The 21,349-nt window shown below is 62.0% G+C and carries 19 protein-coding genes; 6 read left to right on the top strand and 13 right to left on the bottom strand.

Translation table 11 applies throughout. The features are described from left to right. Positions 1-143: 143 nt before the first annotated feature. From P5705_RS23085 to P5705_RS23100, 4 genes are read right to left on the bottom strand one after another with little or no spacing between them, the layout of a single operon-like run. The gene (locus tag P5705_RS23085; protein WP_277463186.1) at positions 144-1,256 is read right to left on the bottom strand and encodes an ABC transporter ATP-binding protein; all 1,113 of its coding nucleotides are present in this window, start codon (positions 1,254-1,256) and stop codon (positions 144-146) included. Between the two features lie 19 nt (positions 1,257-1,275). After that, positions 1,276-2,085: an ABC transporter permease gene (locus P5705_RS23090; RefSeq protein ID WP_277463187.1), complete on the bottom strand. Its 810-nt coding sequence runs from the start codon at positions 2,083-2,085 to the stop codon at positions 1,276-1,278. Between the two features lie 6 nt (positions 2,086-2,091). After that, a complete protein-coding gene (locus P5705_RS23095; protein WP_277463188.1) occupies positions 2,092-3,009 on the bottom strand; it encodes an ABC transporter permease in 918 nt (305 codons plus the stop codon). Beyond that, entirely contained in the window at positions 3,006-4,031 is a 1,026-nt protein-coding gene (locus tag P5705_RS23100) for an ABC transporter substrate-binding protein (RefSeq protein ID WP_277463190.1), read from the bottom strand. Before P5705_RS23100 ends, P5705_RS23095 begins: the two co-directional genes overlap by 4 nt. A 617-nt stretch (positions 4,032-4,648) precedes the next feature. On the opposite strand from P5705_RS23100, the gene P5705_RS23105 reads away from it, so the two are divergent. Both P5705_RS23105 and P5705_RS23110 read left to right on the top strand, forming a co-directional pair. Then, entirely contained in the window at positions 4,649-6,046 is a 1,398-nt protein-coding gene (locus P5705_RS23105; RefSeq protein ID WP_277463191.1) for a PAAR domain-containing protein, read from the top strand. Positions 6,047-7,149: 1,103 nt separating this feature from the next. Further along, positions 7,150-7,548 (top strand): hypothetical protein, encoded by a 399-nt coding sequence (locus P5705_RS23110; RefSeq protein ID WP_277463192.1) that lies wholly within the window; start codon positions 7,150-7,152, stop codon positions 7,546-7,548. Between the two features lie 294 nt (positions 7,549-7,842). On the opposite strand, the gene ribBA is transcribed toward P5705_RS23110, so the two are convergent. Continuing rightward, on the bottom strand, positions 7,843-8,955 hold the full coding sequence (gene ribBA / locus P5705_RS23115) for a bifunctional 3,4-dihydroxy-2-butanone-4-phosphate synthase/GTP cyclohydrolase II (RefSeq protein ID WP_277463193.1): 1,113 nt from the start codon (positions 8,953-8,955) through the stop codon (positions 7,843-7,845). A 78-nt stretch (positions 8,956-9,033) separates the two neighbouring features. Here ribBA and P5705_RS23120 point away from each other — a divergent pair, with 78 nt between their 5' ends. Continuing rightward, positions 9,034-9,327: a DUF1330 domain-containing protein gene (locus P5705_RS23120; RefSeq protein WP_277463195.1), complete on the top strand. Its 294-nt coding sequence runs from the start codon at positions 9,034-9,036 to the stop codon at positions 9,325-9,327. Positions 9,328-9,414: 87 nt separating this feature from the next. Here the strand turns inward: P5705_RS23120 and P5705_RS23125 are convergent, their stop codons facing one another. The 3 genes from P5705_RS23125 to P5705_RS23135 form a co-directional block, all read right to left on the bottom strand. Next, positions 9,415-10,428, bottom strand: coding sequence for a TerC family protein (locus tag P5705_RS23125; protein WP_277463196.1), 1,014 nt, complete (start codon positions 10,426-10,428; stop codon positions 9,415-9,417). A gap of 160 nt (positions 10,429-10,588) precedes the next feature. Further along, the gene (locus P5705_RS23130) at positions 10,589-11,245 is read right to left on the bottom strand and encodes a DUF3313 domain-containing protein (RefSeq protein ID WP_277463197.1); all 657 of its coding nucleotides are present in this window, start codon (positions 11,243-11,245) and stop codon (positions 10,589-10,591) included. Beyond that, positions 11,242-11,580 carry a hypothetical protein gene (locus P5705_RS23135; protein WP_277463198.1) on the bottom strand — a complete coding sequence of 113 codons (339 nt, stop codon included), beginning with the start codon at positions 11,578-11,580 and terminating at the stop codon, positions 11,242-11,244. The genes P5705_RS23130 and P5705_RS23135 overlap by 4 nt, the downstream gene beginning before the upstream one ends. A gap of 155 nt (positions 11,581-11,735) precedes the next feature. Here P5705_RS23135 and P5705_RS23140 point away from each other — a divergent pair, with 155 nt between their 5' ends. Further along, the gene (locus P5705_RS23140; RefSeq protein ID WP_277463199.1) at positions 11,736-12,449 is read left to right on the top strand and encodes a response regulator; all 714 of its coding nucleotides are present in this window, start codon (positions 11,736-11,738) and stop codon (positions 12,447-12,449) included. Continuing rightward, positions 12,446-13,780: an ATP-binding protein gene (locus tag P5705_RS23145; protein WP_277463200.1), complete on the top strand. Its 1,335-nt coding sequence runs from the start codon at positions 12,446-12,448 to the stop codon at positions 13,778-13,780. Before P5705_RS23140 ends, P5705_RS23145 begins: the two co-directional genes overlap by 4 nt. A gap of 4 nt (positions 13,781-13,784) precedes the next feature. On the opposite strand, the gene P5705_RS23150 is transcribed toward P5705_RS23145, so the two are convergent. Further along, the gene (locus P5705_RS23150) at positions 13,785-15,092 is read right to left on the bottom strand and encodes a phosphate ABC transporter substrate-binding/OmpA family protein (RefSeq protein ID WP_277463201.1); all 1,308 of its coding nucleotides are present in this window, start codon (positions 15,090-15,092) and stop codon (positions 13,785-13,787) included. Between the two features lie 449 nt (positions 15,093-15,541). On the opposite strand from P5705_RS23150, the gene P5705_RS23155 reads away from it, so the two are divergent. After that, positions 15,542-15,898, top strand: coding sequence for a type 1 fimbrial protein (locus P5705_RS23155; RefSeq protein WP_277463202.1), 357 nt, complete (start codon positions 15,542-15,544; stop codon positions 15,896-15,898). Positions 15,899-16,607: 709 nt separating this feature from the next. On the opposite strand, the gene P5705_RS23160 is transcribed toward P5705_RS23155, so the two are convergent. The 4 genes from P5705_RS23160 to P5705_RS23175 form a co-directional block, all read right to left on the bottom strand. Then, positions 16,608-19,088 (bottom strand): fimbria/pilus outer membrane usher protein, encoded by a 2,481-nt coding sequence (locus P5705_RS23160; protein ID WP_277463231.1) that lies wholly within the window; start codon positions 19,086-19,088, stop codon positions 16,608-16,610. A gap of 93 nt (positions 19,089-19,181) precedes the next feature. Next, positions 19,182-19,922, bottom strand: coding sequence for a fimbrial biogenesis chaperone (locus tag P5705_RS23165; RefSeq protein WP_277463203.1), 741 nt, complete (start codon positions 19,920-19,922; stop codon positions 19,182-19,184). 73 nt (positions 19,923-19,995) lie between these two features. Further along, the gene (locus P5705_RS23170; RefSeq protein WP_277463204.1) at positions 19,996-20,586 is read right to left on the bottom strand and encodes a fimbrial protein; all 591 of its coding nucleotides are present in this window, start codon (positions 20,584-20,586) and stop codon (positions 19,996-19,998) included. 106 nt (positions 20,587-20,692) lie between these two features. Beyond that, positions 20,693-21,340: a response regulator gene (locus P5705_RS23175; protein WP_277463206.1), complete on the bottom strand. Its 648-nt coding sequence runs from the start codon at positions 21,338-21,340 to the stop codon at positions 20,693-20,695. Positions 21,341-21,349: the final 9 nt, after the last annotated feature.

Below are 21,349 nucleotides of genomic sequence, written 5' to 3' on the forward strand. Positions count from 1 at the left end.
TGCCGCGAAAGGGCCGCATAGCGGCCCCGGCATTTTCTGCACACTGCTGAAATCCCGGGGCTGCTGCGCAACCCTTTCGCGGCACAAGGCCGCTCCTACAGGGAAAGCCGTGAGTCCCAATTGCTCCCCCAGCGTTGTCTCAACTACACCTCGGTGTAGATACAAGCATCCGCCACCGCCCAGCGAACCTTGACCCTGTCGCCCGGTTGCATGGGCATGCCGGCGGCGGACAGCGCCTTGACCGTCAGCTCCGTCCCACCCTGGGTCACTACATGGCACGTCTGGCTTTCCCCCAGGAACAGCACTTCGCCGACACGGGCATCCACCTCGTTCCACCCTCCGGGCAGCGCTTCGCGTGCCGCTTGTTCAAGCGTCAGGGCCACGGCTTTCTCTGGCCGCACCATGACCTGCGCGTCCTCCCCGCTGGCCAGCCCCGGTGTCAGGCGGATCGCCACCGGTTGGCCCTCGAAACTGCCCGCGCCATTGCCGCTGGCCTTGATCCGCAGGAAGTTGGAGTTGCCCAGGAACGAGGCGACGAAGGCATTGGGCGGGTTCTGGTAGAGCTCGTAGCCCGTGCCCAGCCCGACGATCCGCCCATGGCTGAAGATGGCGATGCGCTGCGACAGGCGCATCGCCTCTTCCTGGTCGTGGGTCACGTAGACGATGGTGATCCCCAGGCGCCGATGCAGCTGGCGCAGCTCGTCCTGCAGGTCCTCGCGCAGCTTCTTGTCCAGCGCCCCGAGCGGTTCGTCCATCAGCAGGATGCGCGGCTCGTACACCAGCGCCCGGGCAATCGCCACGCGCTGCTGCTGGCCACCGGAAAGCTGCGCCGGGCGGCGGTGGGCGAACGGCTCCAGCTGCACCAGCTTGAGCATGGCGTCGACGCGCTTGGCGATCTCGCTGGCACTGTGCTTGCGGATGGCCAGGGGGAAGGCGATGTTGTCGCGCACGTTCAGGTGCGGGAACAGCGAGTAGCGCTGGAACACCATGCCGATGCCGCGCTTGTGCGGCGGCACGTTCACCAGCGACTGGCCCTGGACCAGGATCTCGCCGCTGCTCGGGGTCTCGAACCCGGCCAGCATCGACAGGGTGGTGGACTTGCCCGAGCCGCTGGAGCCGAGGAAGGTGAGGAACTCGCCGTCCTGGATGTCCAGGTCGATGTTGTCCACCGCGGCGAAGTCGCCGTAGTGCTTGTTCAGGTTGCGCAGGCTGACCAGGGGTTTGCCGCGCGCATCGTCTTTCATCACTGCACTCATCGTTGTTGTCTCCGGGCGCTCAGGCGCTGACTTCGTTGCGCCGGCGCAGGGCGGCGGCGATGACCATGATCAGTACCGACAGGCCGATCAGCAGCGTCGAGGCGACGGCGATGACCGGGGTCAGGTCCTGGCGCAGGGTGGTCCACATCTTCACGGGCAGGGTTTGCAGTTCGGGGCTGGCCATCATCACGCTGAGCACCACCTCGTCCCAGGACGCCAGGAAGGCGAACAGGCCGCCGGCGATCATTCCCGGGCGGATGGCCGGGAAGGTCACCTTGACGATCGCCTGCAGGCGCGAGGCGCCGCAGATCACCGCGGCGTCCTCGATCGACTGGTCGAACAGCTTGAGCGAGTTGATGATCGAGATGATGGTGAAGGGCAGGGCGACGATCACGTGGCTGACCACGAAGGCGACCAGCGTGCCGGTGTAGCCCAGCTTGAGGAACAGCGCGTACACCGCCACGGCGATGATCACCAGCGGCACGATCATCGGCAGGGTGAACAGCCCGTACAGCAGCTCGCGGCCGGGGAAGCGCCCGCGCACCAGGGCGAAGGCGCTGGGCAGGCCCAGGGCCACGGCGGCGAAGGTGGTCAGCACGGCGACCTTGAGGCTGGCCAGGGCGGCGTCCATCCACTCAGGGTTGGAGAAGAACTGGCCGTACCACTTGAGCGTCCAGCCCGGCGGCGGGAACACCAGCCACTGCGAGGAGCCGAACGACAGCAGGACGATGAACAGGATCGGCAGCAACAGGAACGCCGCGATCAGCCCGGTGGTCAGGTACAGGCCGGTGCGCAGCGGGCGGCCCATGGCGTTGGGGGTCAGGAGCATGGCGGCTTACCTCGCGTTGCCGACCGGGGATTCCGGCTGCAGCTTCAGGTAGAAGTAGAAGAGCACCAGGGTGATCAGCACCAGCAACGCGGCGGCGGCGCTGGCCAGGCCCCAGTTGAGGAACGACTGCACCTGCTGGACGATGAACTCCGGCAGCATCATGTTCTGCGCACCGCCCAGCAGCGCCGGGGTCACGTAGTAACCCAGCGACATGACGAACACCATCAGTGCCCCGGAGAACAACCCCGAGCGGCACAGCGGGATGAACACCTTCCAGAAGTTGCTCCAGGGGCTGGCGCCGCAGATGGCGCCAGCCTGCAGCACCATCGGGTCGATGGCCTGCATGGTCGCCTGCAGCGGCAGGACGATGAACGGCACCATGATGTAGCTCATGCCGATCACCACGCCGGTGAGGTTGTGCACCATCTCCAGTGGTGCATCGACGATGCCCAGCGCCATCAGCGCCTTGTTGATCACCCCCGACGCCTGCAGCAGCACCAGCCAGGAATAGGTGCGCGCCAGCAGGCTGGTCCACATCGACAGCAGCACGATGTTCAGCAGCCAGCGGCCCCAGCCTCGCGGTACCAGGGTGATCGCCCAGGCCAGCGGGAAACCCAGCAGCACACTGATCAGGGTGACCAGGCCAGCCACCGAGAAGGTGTTGAACAGCACCCGGGCATAGGCCGAGTTGGCGAACAGCTGTTCGTAGTTGCCCAGGCCCGGCACGGGCTCCAGCACCCCGCGCAGCAGCAGGCCGATCAGCGGCGCGAAGAAGAACAACCCCAGGAACAGCAGCGCCGGCAGCAGGTTGCGGCTGCCGCGCCAGCGCTGGCCCAGGGGCTGGCGGCGCGGGGCCGCCGTGGGCGCGCCGGTGCCGCTGGGGGCACCTTGCGCGTTGTGCAGGGCGTTGATGGCGACTTTCATTTGACCAGCCACTCATTCCAGCGGGCGGCGATGGCCTGGCCGTTCTTCGCCCAGTAGGCGAAGTCCAGGGTTACCTGGTCCGGGGCATGGGCGGTGGGCAGGTCGGGGGCCAGTTTCGGGTCCAGCTGGCTGACGCTGTCGAGGTTGACCGGGGCGTAGGCGGTAAGGTTGGCGAAGTCGGCCTGGCCCTTGGCGCTGCTGGCGTTGGCCAGGAACTTCATGGCCGCGTCCTTGTTCTTCGCGCCCTTGGGGATGACCAGGAAATCGGCCATGACCAGGTTCTGCTTCCAGCTCACCCCCACCGGCGCGCCGTCCTGTTGCAAGGCATGCACGCGGCCATTCCAGAACTGCCCCAGCGACGCTTCGCCCGAGGCCAGCAACTGTTGCGACTGGGCGCCGCCGCCCCACCAGACGATGTCCTGCTTGATGGTGTCGAGTTTCTTGAAGGCGCGGTCCAGGTCCAGCGGGTAGAGCTTGTCGGCCGGCACGCCGTCGGCCAGCAGGGCCAGCTCGAGCACGCCGGGGCTTGGCCATTTGTACAGGGCGCGCTTGCCGGGGTAGGTCTTGGTGTCGAACAGCGCGGTCCAGTCCACCGGCTTGTTCGTACCGAGCTTGCCTTCGTTGTAACCCAGCACGAAGGAGAAGAAGAACGAGCCGACACCGTGGTCGGAGACGAAACGCGGGTCGATGCGTTCGCGCTGGATGGCGCTGAAGTCGAGGGGTTCGAGCAGACCTTCGCTGGCGGCGCGCAGGGCGAAGTCGGCTTCCACGTCGACCACATCCCATTGCACGTTGCCGCTCTCGACCATGGCCTTGAGCTTGCCGTAGTCGGTGGGGCCATCCTGCACGACCTTGATGTTGCTGACCTTGGCGAAGGGCTCGGCCCATGCCTGCTTCTGCGCGTCCTGGGTGCTGCCGCCCCAGCTGACGAAGTTCAGGCTGTCGGCCGCCTGGGTGGCCTGGCAGGCCAGGGTCAGCAGGCTGGCAGCCAGCACTGCGGTTACTCGTTTGTTCAACAGCATGGTTACGCCCTCGTTGCTTTTGTTATTCGAGGCGGGCTTCTGTCGCCCGCCAAATGTGTTCGGGGAGCAGCTGAAAACAGGTGATGCGTGGCCGTTTCTGAAGTGTAGGTGTGGCCGGCAGCTTCTAAGGTCTACGGGATATCATATTATGGTATTCCAAACTTTTCGCAAGCATCCGACGCGACCGGCCATCAGCGGATTGCCCACGGATAGCGGCGACCCCTTGTAGGAGCTGGCTTGCCGGCGAACGCGCCAGCGGCCACTGGGAGCGAGCGAGGCGCATCGCGGATGAATCCGCTCCTACAGGGCGGTAGCGCCAATCGATGGATCGCGTCACGTTGCAACCGATGTGTAGGAGCGGATTCATCCGCGATGCGCCGCGCGTGCGGCGCTCGATCTCAAGAGCACTGCAAGGCCACCGCCAGGCACGTGGCCGTCGCCACTCGAACAACTGCCTTGCGCCAAAGGGCCTGTCACATCTACTAACCTGCCCCGCAACTCGATCGCAGAAACTTCCTCTCTTGATGTAGGAAGCGTCTCTTCCGCTACCACCCAGCCAACGCACGCAAATTCACCTGCTAGGTTCCCGAGCTTCCCCAGGCAAAAGGAACCTGCACATGAATCGCGCCAATATTGATGGTAAAGGCCAGGCGGTCGATGGCGATGTCACCACGACGGGGGCAGTCTGCATCGCCAGTGGTAGTAGTTACATCTATGAAGGGCGCAAGGTCCTCCGGGTTGGGGACGTGACCACACGATGCCCGCGGTGTGGCAAAGCAGGCGTAGTCGTCGAGGGCGTCCCTTGGTTCACTTCCGACGGCCAGGCAGTGGTGATGGATGGCGCGCAGGTGACCTGTGGCTGTCCCAGTGGTAGCAACAGGGTGGTGGCACCGTTGCACGACAACGCTTTGCACAACCGTACATCTGGTGTTGCAACCCCTGTTGCCCGGCCGGCACCCGCTACCGAAAACGTCCAGGCATTTTCCGCGATGTCCACGCCGGGTGGCGTCTCGCTTTCACAGGCTGCGCTCGAACCCGGCTTCTACATCGTGCCGCGCAGCATGTCCGGTGAACGGGTGCTGCTGAATCTGAGCACGGACCAGTCCACGTTGCCGATCAATCGACTGAGGCGCTTGAACCCGACCTTCGACGAGGGGTTCAAGGCCGGAGAAATGTTCATCATTGGCGACCCCTGGAACACCACCGCCTGCACCCGCGAAGAAGCGGAGCTGATGCGCGCCGCCGAGCGTGCGCGTCAGGCGCTGGCGATGCTCGATGAGGAAGAAGCCAATTTCATGATGGAGCACATCGGTGAAATCGCGGGTGTGCTGAGTGGTGCGAGTACTTCGATGGGGGTGGGCAAAGACATGCTTGAAAAAGGTCTGGGGCAGGTCAAGAACACTCTCAAAGGCATCGAAGCGCTGCATCAACGTCAGTTCGCCTTGCAGGGTCACCTCAGAAGCCCGGAGTTCTTCGCATCGCGCCAGGCGCTGTATCAACAGCTCAGTGCGCAGTTGAGCACTTCGTTCTTGCATAAACGCTTGAACCTGGGCACCTACGACACCCTGCGCCGTGACCTGGGGATATCGCCCAAAAGCTTGGTGCACCACTGGAAAAAGGCCGGTGGAGCGGGACAGATACCGGGGTATGCCACGCATCTGGATGAAGTGGCGAAGACAGCACGGTATTTGAAGTACGGTGGGTATGTGGCGATAGGGTTGGGAGCAGCTGCGTCGTATTTGAAGGTGCAGGAAGCTTGTCGCGCAGGAGAGACGGAGGAGTGCCGGAAAATTCGCTTTACTGAAACGGGGAGCTTCTCTGGGGGGGTAGTGGGCGCTGGAGCGGGAGCTGCTTCAGGGTCGTATGCAGCCAACGCTGTATGTAGGCTTGGCCCTTGGGGTAAAGCAGTCTGCGGTATAGCCTTGGTCGGTGGATCTTCTTTGGTTGCGGCGAAGTCGGGTGAGTATTTCGGGGATAAGTTTGGGGAGTTGCTCTATGAGGTCGTATATGATTGATATAAGCGGCTGGCCTAATATCCTCAAGCTTGTGTTGCTGGGCACTCCATTTCTGCTCATGTTGACAGGCATTTTGATAACGTTCCAAATTGCTGGGTCCCGCCATTTTCAAGTGATGTGTTGCGCTTTTGGGAGAAGTTCAGGGCTGGAGGAAGAAATCAGGGTATGGGGAACACATTCCCTTCGGTCTCGGGCGTTAATAATATCGGCAATGAGCTGGGCATTCACCTGGCCATCAATTGGGATTCGTCGAGGATGGCTGGACCCTAGAGATGTTGAAGAGTTTCCGAGGTACTTGAGATTTCGCATTAAATTAGCAATAAACTGCCTTACTGTTGGGGTGTTGTTGTTGTTATTCATGTATGCTTTTCGGTTTTGAAATGTAGTATTTCATAGCGAGCCCTGCGTGTCGCCAAGGGCCCGATGCATTGCGTCGGGTCAGGCGTTGTATTGGGCCTCTGGGGTAAAACAGTCTGCGGTATAACCATTGTGGGTGGCAGCTGATTATCGCTTGGTAAAGGTGGTGAAATGGCAGGTGAGAGGACAGGAAAGCTGATCTATGAGGCATTGAATGATTGATCTCAGAGAGTGGGCCCTGGCCTACAGGATTGCTTTCTTGGTGGCCCCGTTTCTGATCCTGTTTTCAGGGCTCGTAATTTTATTGCACATTGCAAGTAAACGTCACTTCGAAGTGATGTGTACTTCCTTTCGGCGAAGTAGCGGTCTGTACGAAGAGGTGAAGATATGGGGGGTGTCAACGCTGAAGTCGAGACTCCTTGTTGTGAGTGCCATGTCAGTGGCTGCGCTGTGGCCGAAATTGGCACTGCGACAGGGGTGGCTAGACCCTGAGGATAATCAAAGCTTCCCTGTTTATCTGAGACGACGGATGAAGCTGGCGTTCTCTCTGGAGTTTATAGGTGCAGGTTGGTTGATTGTTGCTTGTGTGTTGATAAAGTTTGGGAGGCTATGAGCATTTATATAGGGTGGTATCGGATGTGCTTCCCATGGTATGCCATTGGCAGAGGTGCAGGATTTGAGGGTGGTCAATCAGGTGGCGAGATTGGAAAAACTACTGGGGAGGTCATATACGAATGGATGCCTCAATGATTCCTAATCCGCGTAATTGGTGGGTGGGTTATCAGATGATCTTTCTTTTAGGGCCTATTGCAAGTTTCCTGGTAGGAATGGCCTTGATTGCCCATCTTGCCTGGGGCCGTGATTTCGATCGGGTCATGACCGCCCTTCGGAGTAGCAGCTGGCTTGAACTTCAGAAAAACATTTGGGGGACTACCACCTTTTGGTCGAGATGGCTTTTGCTGGGGGCGGTCAGTGGGATTCTCGCTTGGTCCAGCATTCACATCAGGCGCGGCGAGCTCGATAGGCTCGAATTGCGAAATTTTCCAGCAGACCTCAGGCGGCGCTTGTTTGCTGGCGAGGTAATGATGCTGGGTGGGCTCTTTCTATCCTGCATCGCAGTAGGTTTTTATCGCGTTCATGGGTAACTGTTGTCCCTGCATCTATCTGGGTCATGGTACTTCGGGGGGATTGTGGGGAGTTGCTCGATGAGGTTGCATATGATTGATGTAAGTGGCTGGCCTAATATTTTCAAGCTTGTGTTGCAGGGCACTCCATGTGGGGCTGAGCGGTTTTTTGTGGTGGTGCGCACATCGAGCGGCGCCGCCCGCGCGGATCCGCGATGCGCCGCCCGCGCGGCGCTGGATCTGATACACGCAGAAGATTTTTGGCTGACCCTCTCGCTGTACTGCGAGGCGGTGTGTCGCCAAGGGCCAGGGGGATCAACTGCCCGCGAACGGAATACTCTGCACCACTTCCAGCTCATACCCAGCCAGGCCCGCGTATTTCAGTGGTGGCCCGAGGTGGCGCAGCTTGCCCACGCCCAGGTCCTGGAGAATCTGCGCGCCGGTGCCGACTTCCGAATACACCTTCGACTGCCCGCGCTGGTAGGGGCGCATCGGCTGCGTGAGCTGCGGCACGCGTTCAAGCAGGGCTTGCGAAGACTCATGGTTGGCCAGGATCACCACCACCCCGGCACCTTCCTCGGCCACTTTCTGCAACGCCGCCCACAGCGTCCAGTTGGCCGGGCCGGCATACTCGGCCCCGACCAGGTCGCGCAGCGGGTCGATCACATGCACGCGCACCAGGGTCGGCTGCTCGCGGCGGATATCGCCCATCACCATGGCCATGTGCACACCGCCTTCGATGCGGTCCTCGTAGGTGACCAGGCGGAAGGTGCCGTGCACCGTGGGCAGTTCGCGTTCGCCGATGCGCTTGACGGTCTGCTCGGTGCTCAGGCGGTAGTGGATCAGGTCGGCGATGGTGCCGATCTTGATGCCATGGCGGGCGGCGAACACTTCCAGGTCCGGGCGCCGGGCCATGCTGCCGTCGTCGTTGAGCACCTCGACGATGACCGACGCCGGGCTGAAACCGGCCAGGCGTGCCAGGTCGCAGCCGGCCTCGGTGTGGCCGGCGCGGGTCAGCACGCCGCCTTCGCGGGCTCGCAGGGGGAAGACATGGCCAGGCTGCACCAGGTCCTCGGGGCGGGCAGCGGGCGCCATGGCGGCGGCCACGGTGCGCGCCCGGTCGGCGGCGGAAATGCCGGTGGTGACGCCGCTGGCGGCCTCGATCGACACCGTGAAGGCGGTGCTGAACATGCTGCCATTGCTTGGCACCATCTGTTCGAGGCCCAGGCGCTGGCAGTGCTCGTCGGTCAGGGTCAGGCAGATCAGGCCCCGCGCCTCGCGGGCCATGAAGTTGATGGCCTGGGCGTCGCAGTGCTCGGCGGCGATCAGCAGGTCGCCTTCGTTTTCCCGGTCCTCGTCATCCACCAGCAGGACCATCCGGCCTTGGCGGTAGTCTTCGAGGAGTTCTTCGATGCGGTTGAAAGGCATGCTGCACGCTCACGGTGGTCGGCTAAAAATTATGGTATACCATAATACATTGTTCACCCTGCAACAGGAGCACGACGAATGAAGGCCTACTGGATCGCCCATGTGGATGTCACCGACCCCGAGCAGTACCAGCAGTACACCCAGCGCGCCCCGGCGGCGTTCGCCGCGTTTGGCGGGCGTTTCCTGGCCCGCGGTGGGCGCAGCGAGGCGATGGAAGGCGGGGCGACGCCCCAGCGTAGCGTGGTGATCGAGTTCGATTCGTATGAGCAGGCCGTGGCGTGTTATCGCTCCGAGCTGTACCAGGCGGCCTGCCGGCACCGCCAGGGGGTTGCCCAGGCGCGGGTGATCATTGTCGAGGGGATTGCGCCCTGAGTTCAGGCATGGGGGCTGTCGGAGTTGGGGCTGCTTTGCAGCCCATCGCGGGTAAACCCGCTCCTACAGGTTCGGCGTCCTGCCGGTTCACGACCGCCTGGCCTCATCGCTGTCCGCCGCATCCGCCTGCTTGTCACGGGTGCGCAGCAGCGACAACAACACCCCACCCAGCAGCAACCCGAACGTCACCCCCAGCGACAAGGCCGCCGGCACCTTGCCCACCAGCCCGTGGTAGAAGATCTTGCAACCGATGAAGACCAGCACCATCGCCAGCGCGTACTTGAGGTAAATGAACCGGTGCATCAAGGCCGCCAGGGCGAAATACAGCGAGCGCAGGCCGAGGATGGCGAAGATGTTCGAGGTGTAGACGATGAACGGGTCCTGGGTGATGGCGAAGATCGCCGGCACGCTGTCGACGGCGAACACCAGGTCGGCCAGCTCGATCAGCACCAGGGCCAGGAACAGCGGCGTCGCGTAGCGGATCGCCCTGGTCGCCCCGGGAGGCGTCAGGCGCACGAAGAAACGCGGGCCATGGATCTGCTCGGTGACCCGCATGTGCCGGCGGACGAAGCGCAGCACCGGGTTGTTGGCCAGGTCCGGGTGGGCATCGTCCTTGGTCAGCGCCATCTTGATACCGGTGAACAGCAGGAAGGCGCCGAAGAGGTACAGCACCCAGGCAAAGTGCTGCACCAGCGCCGCGCCCACGCCGATCATGATCGCCCGCAGCACCACCACGCCGAGGATGCCCCAGAACAGCACGCGGTGCTGGTAGCGGCGGGGGATGGCGAAGAAGCCGAAGATCATCGCCATGACGAACACGTTGTCCATCGACAGTGACTGCTCGACCAGGAAACCGGTGTAGAACTCCAGCGCCGCCTGGGCGCCCAGCTCATGCCAGACCCACACGCCGAACAGCACGCCGACGCTGAAATAGCCGGCATACAGCAGCAGGCTTTCACGCATCTCGATCTCGCGCTCCTGGCGGTGCAGCACGCCCAGGTCGAGCACCAGCAGGCCGATGACGATGACGATGAACACCAGCCACAACCAGGTGCTGGTGCCGAGGAATGAATCGGTGAGGAATGTGTGCAGAGCCGTCATGAGCCCCTCCTTGATTGTCGACGTTGCATGGCAACAGTGATTCCGACATGGCGGCGCTAACCGTCAGAGGGGCCCGGCATCACATGGAGTTGATACTAGATGTGAATGCCGGAGGTGCCTGGACGAGGCTGTTACATTTCTTTGCTTCAGCGCAGATCGGTTATCGGTAGTTCGCCGCGTAGGCCTGGCGCAAACCGACCGCCCAGCCATCGAGCACGGCCTTGACGTTATCGGCGGTCATCGCCTGCGCATCGTTTTCCAGTGGCGTGCCGGTGCCGCTGAGCATGGCTTCGGCGATGACCCGGCCGCTGCTACCCGCCTCGAAGATCAGCTCGGTGGCGATGCCACTGTCGCGGTCACGCACGCCCGTGGCGCTGCTGATCCCCGCTGCCACCAGGGTCACCGGCAACCATTCGTAGAAACGCAGGCCCTGGGTATTGGCGCTGACGCGGGTGATGGCCGGCCTGACCACCAAGGTGTTGGGGCCGGGTTTGTCGACCACGGTCATCACCTTGCCCAGCTCGCTGCGCAGCGTCGCGTCGTAGTAGTGGCTGATGGCGCTGAGCGTGGCCTGGGGAATACGGTCGCTGGGCAAAGGCGCGGGATAGTACTGGCTGGGTTGCAGGTAAACCTCGATATAGCGACCCCGCGGCCATTTTGGGTCTACCCAGCTGAGCACGGTCTCGCCCGACGGAGTCTGTTGCCGGGTGAGCAGGCTGTAGTCGCTGAGAAACCCGGACGGCGCCGGCTTGCTGCTGCACGCCGACAGGCCAAGGGTGCTGGTCAGCACCATCGCCAGCAGATGACGGCGGCTCATGGGCGCGCGCCCTCTTGCGGCGTTGCTTGCCTGGCCTGAAGCGGGGCGCCGTCGCGTGAGTCGTGGATGCTCAGTTGCCCGTGGGCCATCAGCCAGTTGACCAGATCCCGGGTCGGCACGCTGTGACAGTACTCGACCCATTCACCAGACTCTGGACCGTAGTGTTCGAAGTAGCGGCGCAACGTGATCCGGCTCTGATCGTCCGCAAGGTCCAGGCTCACCTGCTGCACGAGCAGCGAGCCCGATTGCCCCCGGCTCGTGGTGCGTGCGCTGAGCACCAGGGGGGCGGTGCCCTCGTGCCGGTCGATGCGGTTGCGAGTGTCGGTGATCGTCATGATGAGCCCTCGAGTAGGTTGAAGGCCCGCAGGGTGTAGGACTATTTTTGCCAGGTGATGTCTGGAACATGTCGGGCGTGATGAAATGTTGCGCGATTGAAATATATGACCTGCGCCGTGCAATGGTTTTAGATACGCCTTTTTCCTGGACCGGTATGACCGTGAGCAGATTGCTGATCGTCGATGACGACGTGGAAATCCTTGCCCTGTTGAAGCAGTTCTTCGTCCAGCAGGGCTACGAGGTGGACCTGGCCACCGAGGGCCAGTCGATGTGGGCGGCGATCGAGCGGCAGTGCCCGGACGCGATCATCCTCGACCTGATGATGCCGGGCGAGGGCGGCCTGAGCCTGTGCCAGAAGCTGCGGGCGCAGGTCGGGGTGCCGATCATCATGCTCACCGCCATGGCGGAATTGAGCGACCGCATCATCGGCCTGGAACTGGGCGCCGATGACTACCTGACCAAGCCCTTCGACCCCCGCGAACTGCTGGCCCGCCTGCGCGCCGTGCAGCGTCGCGCCGGCGAGCCGCTGCCGCGAGGCGAGGTCGCCCGGCCGGTGATCGGTTTCGCCGGGTGGCGCCTGGATATCACCTGCCGCGAACTGCGCTCGCCCGAGAACGTGATGATTCCGCTGTCCGGCGCGGAATTCGACCTGCTGGTGGTGTTTCTCGAGCACCCCCAGCACATCCTCACCCGCGAGCAACTGATCGACCTGACCCGTGGCCACGGCCATGACGCCTTCGACCGCAGCATCGACGTGCAGGTCAGCCGGCTGCGGCGCAAGATCGAGCCGGACAGCAAACGCCCGGACCTGATTCGCACCGTGCGCAACGGCGGCTACCTGTTCACCGCCAAGGTGACCCGCTCGTGATCTGGCGCCTGCTCGGCCGCGACACGCTCAGGCGGCGGATCGCCCTGACCATCTTTATCGCGCTGCTGGCCTCGCTGGCGCTCAACGCCTTGTTCGTCCAAGTGGCCGGCAGCTGGGCGCGGCCGCCCATCGAACGCACCGGCCTGCTCGAGCAGATTGCCGTGACCACCCGGGTGATCGAGACCGCGCCGGCATCGTTGCGCCTGCAACTGGCACAGGCGGCGAGCACACCGGCCTTGCAGGTGCGCTGGAGCACTCAGCGTGGTGAGCTCGGTATGCCTGGCCCCGGTACGCAGCTCCATTCGCGGCAAGTGCCGGCCATGGCGCAGTTGCTGGGGCCTGAGCGCGCCATCGAGGTGTACAACCCGGGTGACTGGCCCGCGGGCAGCGCCGAGGCGCACTACGCGGCGCTGGTGGCGCTGGCCGATGGCAGCTGGCTGTCGTTCGTGCCGCCGGAGCGCAGTTGGGGCCTGAGCGTGACGGCGCGGCTGGCGGTGGTCATCGGCCTGGGGTTGGTGGCGACCCTGCTGGTCGCCTGGTGGGCCACCCGCCAGTTGGCCAACCCGCTGCAGCGCTTCGCCAGCGCTGCGCGGCGTTTCGGTGGCGACCTGCAGGCGCCGCCCATCGCGGTCGAAGGCCCCGAGGAAATTCGCCAGGCGATCATCGCCTTCAACACCATGCAGGCGCAGATCCAGCACTTCCTGTGCGAGCGCACCCACCTGCTCGCGGCCATCTCCCATGACCTGCGCGCACCGTTGACGCGCATGCGCCTGCGCAGCGAATTCATGGAAGACACCGACCATCAACGCAAGCTGGTACGCGATGTCGACGAGATGCAGACGATGATCAACGCGGCCCTGGCGTTTTTCCGCGAAGGCACGCAACTGGAGCAGCGCACCGCCTACGACTTGGCCGAGCTGTTGCAGACCCTCGTCGACGACTACCGCGACCAGCAGGTTGCCGTCGAGTACAGCGGCCCTGCGCACCTGGTGCATGACGGCCGCCCGCTGGCGACCAAGCGGGTGATCGTCAACCTGCTGGAAAATGCCGTGAAATATGCGCGTGACCCGCAGATCGCGCTGAGTCGCGGTGCGCACCTGATCGTCATCGAAGTCAGTGACCGGGGGCCGGGCATTCCCGACGAGGCGCTGGAGCGTGTGTTCGATCCGTTCTACCGGCTGGAGGGGTCGCGCAATCGCGACACCGGTGGCGTTGGCCTCGGCTTGTCGGCCGCCCGGGCCAGCGTGCGTGAACAGGGGGGCGAATTGACCTTGCAAAATCGCAGTGGCGCCGGGCTGGTGGCCCGGGTCGAACTGCCCGATTACCGCTGAGGGGTCAGTACACCCAGACCTCGACACGCCGGTTGCGCAAGCGCCCCTGTTCCAGGTCGTTGCCGGCCACCGGCAGCTCATCGCCCATCCCCGCCACGTCCTTGACCTCCACCCCTGCGCGGGCCAGTTCACGGCGCACCGCCATGGCCCGCAGGCGCGAGAGCAGGGCGGCGCGGCCCGGGGTTTCCTTGGGGTCGCCGAAGCCCACCAGCACGGCCTGCTCATGCAGCTTGCCCGCGTGGCGCAGGTAGTCGCCGACCCGCTGCACATCACGCAGGGCCTTGTTGTCGAGGCTGGCGCTGCCTTCCTGGAAACGGAAGTTCACGGTCAGGCGCCGGGCTTCACTGGCCAGGGCGCGATAGCGCGGCGGCATGCCGGGTTGGACGGGGACGGGCAGCGCCTTGATCTGCTGGGCGACGAAGCCCTGGTCGGCGACGATGGCCTGGCCGGCGGGGCTCTGGGCGAACTCGGCCAGCGCCCGGGCCAGGGGCTTGGCATTGTCGGGCAGGTAGAAAAACAGGCGGCGCGAAACCGGGTAGTCCTCGCTCGCCACCAGGGCGAGGCTGGGGGGCAGGGCAGGCGCATCGCCCTCGGCGACCGCCAGCACCTTGGCGCCATGCACCGTGGCCAGGCCGCTGAAACCGATGGCCTGGCGATCGGCCAGGACCTGCCCGGCCAGCGCCTCGGCCGACTCGAAGCGCCGCGCCTGGGGTGACAGCTCGCCGTGCCGAGGGTCGAGCACCCGTGCCTTGAAGGTCTCGAAGGTGCCGGAGCGGTCGTCACGGGCATATAGGTGGATGGCGCCGCCGGGCACGCCCAGTTGCTCCCAACGCTGGAACTGCCCGGAAAAGACCTGCGTCAGTTGCGTGGTATTGAGCTGTGACAGCGGGTTGTCGGGGTGGACGATCACCGCCACGCCGTCCAGGCCGATGACCTGTTCGCTACGGGCGCCACGCATGTCCCCCAGGGCCTGCAGTTGCTGCGCTTCGGCATTGCTGATCGGCCGCGAGGCGGTCGCCAGGTCGGCCTCGCCGCTGGCCAGGGCGGCAAAGCCGGTGCTGGTGCCATGGGCGGCGATGGCGATGCGCACCGGTTGGTTGTCGCGGTCCCGGGCGCTGACCAGCGTCTCGTTGGGCACAGGCCCGGGCGTCACCTCGATCGCGCTGGCGCCCTGGGCCTCCAGCAGGCCGCCGACCAGTGCCGGGGCTAGCGCGATGCCGATGGTGTTGGAGCCCTGGATGCGCAGTTGCGGGGGGGCGGCCATGGCCAGCACCGGGAGCAGGCACAGCAGCAGTGGAATCAGGCGGGGCATGCCGGGGACCTTTGGCACGGAGTTGCGCCGCAGATTACGACAGTTGAGTGACGGTCAGATGACAGGCTTGCTGTGGATTCTGAGAATTAAAACTGTCGCACCGCTTCCCTCATACGTCAGACGTAACCTTCATCTCAATTGGCGTGCCGGCAACATGGGCAGCGCGCCGTAAATTGAGACTTCCGGACGGAAACTTGGTACGTGATCAGGAACAGGGTCGGGAGTGGGATCGGGAGTCGTTTCGGTACACGAACGCAGGAAGCAGGTTTACCGGTTGGACACTAGGGGTTGGGATGGCGCTGAAAATCAGCAGGCTGGACAAACACTATTGTCGGATCTTGTATGGAGGGTACGCGCTCCCTCAACCCGCAGACTTCCCGGCATCGAAGAGCGCTCAAGTTCTGCCCGTCCATGACGACGTAGTGCTTACCATTCGAGGAGTGTCCGCCATGAAGATTCTGCCAGCCGTTATCAGCCTGAGCTTCGTCCTGAGCAGTGCCTGCTGGGCGGCAACCCCGGTCACGCAAGGCGTCATCCGGTTCGAGGGGCGCATCGTCGAACAGTCCTGCGCTACCGGTACGGACGAGGCTGTCGGTATCTGGTTGAACGACTGCCCAGCCTCTATGCGTGCCACGGTGCTTGAAGCACGTAACGTCGACTCATCAAGCGCGGCGCCCAGCATCAAGGTCGCGCTGCTCTGGGACAGCGGCCATGGCCGTTACTACGATCAGCAATATCAACTGGTCGACGTCGCAGGCTCGCCGGTCAAGGCCGGGAACTACCTGATCACGATGAGTCTGCCTTGAGCCTCATGACCTGACTGTGTGACTACACCTGCGTGCGCTCGGCACTCGCTCGGCGAACGCGGTTGCAGCCAGTTCAACAGCTCGTCGCCCGCCATCGGCCGGGCAAACCAGTTGCCCTGCCCGAGCGTGCAACCCAGGCTCAACAACTGCTGGCGTTGCGCTTCGGTCTCGCCGCCTTCGATCATGACTGACATGTCGAGGGCTTACCCCAGGGCCAGGATGCTGTCGATAACGATGAATGATCCGTTAGACAACTGTACTGATAAGAGAACCCTCGTGTACCGTTCGAGAGGTCAGTTTTCCGGAAAGTTTGCGAAGTATTTCAGCTTCACTCTGCAGTAAATTGATGATCCCTATGACGCTACTAGCTTCAGCGACGGTAAGCTTGCGCAAGATACTTAACAGGTCTGCGGCGCAGCTTTCGTTCACCGACGCCGATTCGATCAGTCTCAACTGAAAGTTCTGAATGTCGCGCAGAGAACTCATAAATTTGCCCTTCTTTGAGGCGTGTTGATAGGCGCTGGTCATCAAAGCAGCGACGGCTGTATCTGATTGCCATCATCAGGAGCGGCTTCAGCGTCATGTGTAAACGCACGTATCAGTGCAATTCGGATTGAGTTCCAAGGCTGTGCCGCCGTCCACTGTACGCTTGGGTATACGAACCTAAATCCGCGCGAGCCACGGACGATAAGCGACTGCTCTTAGTCCGTCATGAACTGCATACTAGCGAAACACGCTCATAGTTCAGTGCCTTATTGCGCTCCGGCAACGCATAAGGCGCCTCACAACGCTGCCCCTGCCAGTTGATGATGAGCGTGCCGGCATCAGATTCCACCAGCGCCAGTGCCTTGCCACCAGGGTCAGAGATCGCTAACTGCTTGCCGTTGCCGTCCTCGAGCGACGCGCCAAACGGAATCGGCCGATGCTGGCTGTCGAACAACGCAAACTGCACGCGCCGTCCGGTCTTGCTGGCGTAGCGTGCCACGACCACCGCACCCCGTCGGGGGACCACTTGCTGGGTCGCATTCTCGATCTCGATATCGCCGCCCAGGTCACGGGTGTCCAGATTGATCCAGTTAACCCGGTAAGGCTGCGCATTGGGTACCACGGCGAAACCGTTACTGGCGGTTTTGGTCCCGGAGTAGCTGCCGATCTTGACCCCTGCCACGCCTTCGACCTGTGCCAGTGCGAACGTTTCGCCCACGGTTTGTCCCAGGTTTATCCCGCCGGCATGGCCCACGACCGAACCTGCCAGGTTAAGACTCTGCGAGTTGTATCCGCGTCCCTGGCTGTAGCCGGCACTGATGTCCATCACCGAGGTGCGAGTGCTGACGTTCACCGAACCGCTGCCGCCGCCGGTGCTGCTGTTGCCGCCTTGCACCGAGTAGTACGTGTCGCTGTCTTCCGACAGGTAGCCATTGATGCCCACCTGGGTGCTGTTGCTGGCTTTCTGCGTGCTGGCGGACACAAAGGCCCGCGGTGCACGGGGTTTGGAACCCAGCGGGAATGACACGGACAGGTTCAGCAGGGTGTCATTGTTCGACGGCCCATAGTTGCCGACATCCTTGGAGTACGTGGCCCCGATGTTGTAACTCACCGCACCCCAATAGTTGCTATAACCCGCCGACAGGCTTTGCGAACCACCGCGCCCCCAGTAACGCTGGTCGCTGGCGTTGATGTAGACGCTGCCAAATTCCTGATTGCGGCCCAGACTCTGGTTGACGGTCAGGTCGGTGCGGGTTTTCGAGTTGCCGGTACGTTTCCGATCGTCGCGGCTCAGTTCCTCTACATGCTCGGTGAGGGTGCGATAGCCCTCGGTCGAGTAACGGTAGGCGGCGAGGGTGAAGTTGGTGTCTGTGCCGGTGAACGTCTTGGCGTACAGCGCGCGCAAGCTGTTACCGGTAACCGCCTGATCGAACGTGCGGCTGCTGGAGTGAGTCCAGTCCAGTGAGACCGCGCCGATGGCGGTGTTGCGACCTGCGCCGACGGATAACGCCTTGAAGTTTTCTGTCGCCTGCACGCCGACGATCCCCGACAGGTTGCTACTGATGCCATACGCCAGCGTGCTGCTGAGAAACTGCGGTGACTGCTGATCATCGCTGTTGCTGTTGTAGCGGCCGGCCGAGACGCTGTATTTCAATTGGCCCTGACGCACCATGATTGGCAGGCTGGAAAACGCCTGCACGCTTACCCGGCGCCGGCCGTCGGCTTCGATGATAGTCACTTCCAGGTCGCCGTTGGAACCGCTGGGGTAGATGTCGCTGATCTCGAACGGCCCCGGCGGCACGTTGGCGGTGTAGAGGATGTAGTTGTTCTGGCGAATTTCCACGGTGGCACTGGACTGAGCAATGCCGCGAATCACCGGTGCATAACCGCGCTCGCTGTCGGCGCGCATGCCTTCATCGGACGCCAGTTTCAGGCCTCGATAGCGCACGCTGTCGAACAGGTCAGCGTCGGAGAAAATATCCCCGGCACTGAACTGGCCTTTCATGGCGATCACGTCATGTTGCAGGTAGCTGCGGTTGCTTTTGAAGGTACTGGGGCTGCCGGTGCTGCTGTTGAAGTTCGACTCGTTGCGCAAGCGCCAGGCACCCAGGTTGATGCCATTGCGCAAGCCAATGTTATTGCTCAGCGTGTTATTACCTTGAGCGCTGTTACGGCTGCTGCTCACTTGATAGTTGATGAACGCGGCGGACACGCCTGCGTCCCACAGGGCCGGGTCGACATAACCGCGTCGACCGCGTTCCATGGCACTTTGCGGCACGCTGACCATCAGGCGCAGGCGTGGTACGTCGTAACGCACACTCGCGTGATCGATCAAGGCGGGCAGGTCGAGACAGGTGTTCGAGTCATCGCCGGTCAGTTTGCCGGTGGCTTGCAGTTTGCCGGTGTCGACCCCCAATTGCTGCACCATCTCCAAGGTCAGGCAGGCCTCGACTTTGCCGGTGCCGGGGTGGTGACGGAAGTCGATATCGCGACGGCCGACCAAGGTTTCGTTGCCGTAGAGATCCACCCGATAAATACCGGGCAGCACGCGACTGGAGGCGAGTAGTGATTGCAGGTCCACAGAGGACGGAGCGCCTTGCAGAAACGAGGTATTGAACTGTTCATCACCATCTGCCAGGCAGAGGTTGCTGAAAACCAGAGCAATCGAAAAAGGCGCCCATCCGTTGCGCTTGAGTAAAAACATGCAGGAACCCAATATCACCTCCGATACTAACTAACGGAGCGAAGAGAAATACAGTGGCGGTGCGGCTGTGATAGCGGCAGGAAGTTATGGAGCTTATTTATTCAAGCTGGCGCGAGTATCGGCATGGGTGGAAAGTTGCGCGGCATAACGGTCTTGGGCGCCATAGTCATTAATGCTGCTGAATAACAGGCGTGCTGTATTAGTGTTGTGAAGTTGTTTGATGGTGAATGCTTTCTGTTCACCGGGAGCGATCATCATCGAATCAAAAGGGTGTTCGCTGATTGCGCCGGATTGCAAGGTGATATCGGCAATCGACACATGATACTGGCCCGGGTTATTCACCAGCAGAATGCGCTTGCCGGCGCGTTCGGCCAAGCGCCAGGTCAATTCGCTCGGTGCCAGATAGGCATCGCTTTTTAGTCCGGCTGGGCGGAAGAACACCTTGATGCGCTGGCGCACGGCGAGCTGCAAGGTGTTTTTGGTTTTGGAGGCTTGGGGGATTTCCTGCACGTTGAGCCACACCACCGACTCACGGTCGGTGGGCATGCCCGTGCCTTCGTAAATCACCCGCAAGATCTGCTGCTCATCACCGCTGACGCGCACCAGTGGCGGTGTGACGGCAAACGGTACCGCGGCGGTTTCGCTGGCATCGGTGTCGATCCACGACTGGATCAGCACATCTTCACCGCTGTTACGCACGGTGATCCCAGCTTCCTTGTGCTGGCCGTCGAAAACCAGACGGGTGCTGCTCAAGGAAATGCCAGCCATGGCCTGATTGGCCACGAGCAGGCCGAAAAGGCCCACGCAGAAGAATAGAGAAGGACGTAGAAACATGAGGATTACCGCGCAAGGTGAATAAAAGTGCAGGGCGGATCGGCCCTGCACAGTGCTCGATGGCTCGTGCGGCTTACTCGTATTGCAGGGTGAACGGCAGGGTTGCGTCGCCGCGACCGGCAACGGCCAGTTTTGGGTCGACGGTGGTGACATAAGCCGCGGAGAATTTCAATGTGGTGTTGCTGTCTTGAAGGCTGTTTTCGATTCTCGCCGTGCTCGGCGAGCTCAGATCAATGACCGCGCCATTGGCGTCAAGCAAGGCAATACCGATGCCTTTTGCAGCCCCCAAGCCGTCGATCAGGCGCAACACTTTGGTGCCGGGCTCAATGCCCGATCCATTACTCTTGGTTGGTTCAAGGATCATCGCGACTTTGGTGCCAGCGTTGCAATTGATCTTCATGTCGAAGTTCTCGACGCTCAGCGTACCGTTGCCTTTAGGTGCTGTGGCTGTGCCCATGTCCTTGATCGACACTTCGCCCATGTTGACGGAAATAGTTTTGTTCTTCCCTGCACCCTCAACCGAGCAGGCATCGTTGTTGATGGTGCCCGTGAAGTTGATGGTGCCGCTGCCGGCCTTGGTTGGCGTCCCCGGCTCGGCTGCCAGGGCGTTACCGGCAGCAGCCATGATTGAAAGGGCGAGAAGTGCGCGAGACAGTTTTTTCATTTTTTTTACCATGTTGGCGGGTTAAAACAACACGATAAAGTGCGAGCTTCCAATGGGGTATCAGACGATTCTTAAAAGCAATAATGGTTCTTATTGAAGTTTCAATTTAGTTGAACAGGTTGCGCTCTATACAATAAGCCAATAAGTCCTGGTCGCTGTTGACTTCAAGTTTCCGCATGGCCGATATTTTCTGCGTGCTGATGGTTTTCGTACTTCTGTTCAAGCCCCGTGCGATCTCACTGACAGGCAATCCCGAGACAAACAAGCGTAATATCTCGTGTTCTTTGGGCGACAGTCGGGTAAAGCGTTCGTCCAAATCTGCGCTGTCGATCACTACCGTGGTCGGCGGTGGTTCGTAGCCGCGTACCGGGTTGCCCCGGGCAATGGCCCTGAGCGCCGTTTCGATGTCGTTATGCAGCTGGTTTTTCTGGATGATGCCCAGCACCCCGAGTTCGTGCAGGCGCGTCAGGATCAAGGGATTGGAAATCATGGTCAGCACCAGCAACCGGACAGTGGGGTGAATCCGTGTCAGGTACTCCACCAGTTTCAATCCATCACCATAGATTGAGTCGCCGGGCATGTTGAAGTCGGTGATGACCAGGTCTACCTGCCGGGTTTCGAGCAGATTGATCAGCTCGCTGGAACAAACGGCTTCGCCCACCACGCGAAAGCGTTTGTCTCGCTCAACCAGCTCACGTACCCCCACCAATACGATGGGATGGTCATCGGCAATGACAACGTTGAAGGTTTCCATGGTTGAAGT

The sequence above is a fragment of the Pseudomonas entomophila genome, assembly GCF_029478665.1.
Lineage (GTDB): Bacteria > Pseudomonadota > Gammaproteobacteria > Pseudomonadales > Pseudomonadaceae > Aquipseudomonas > Aquipseudomonas entomophila_F.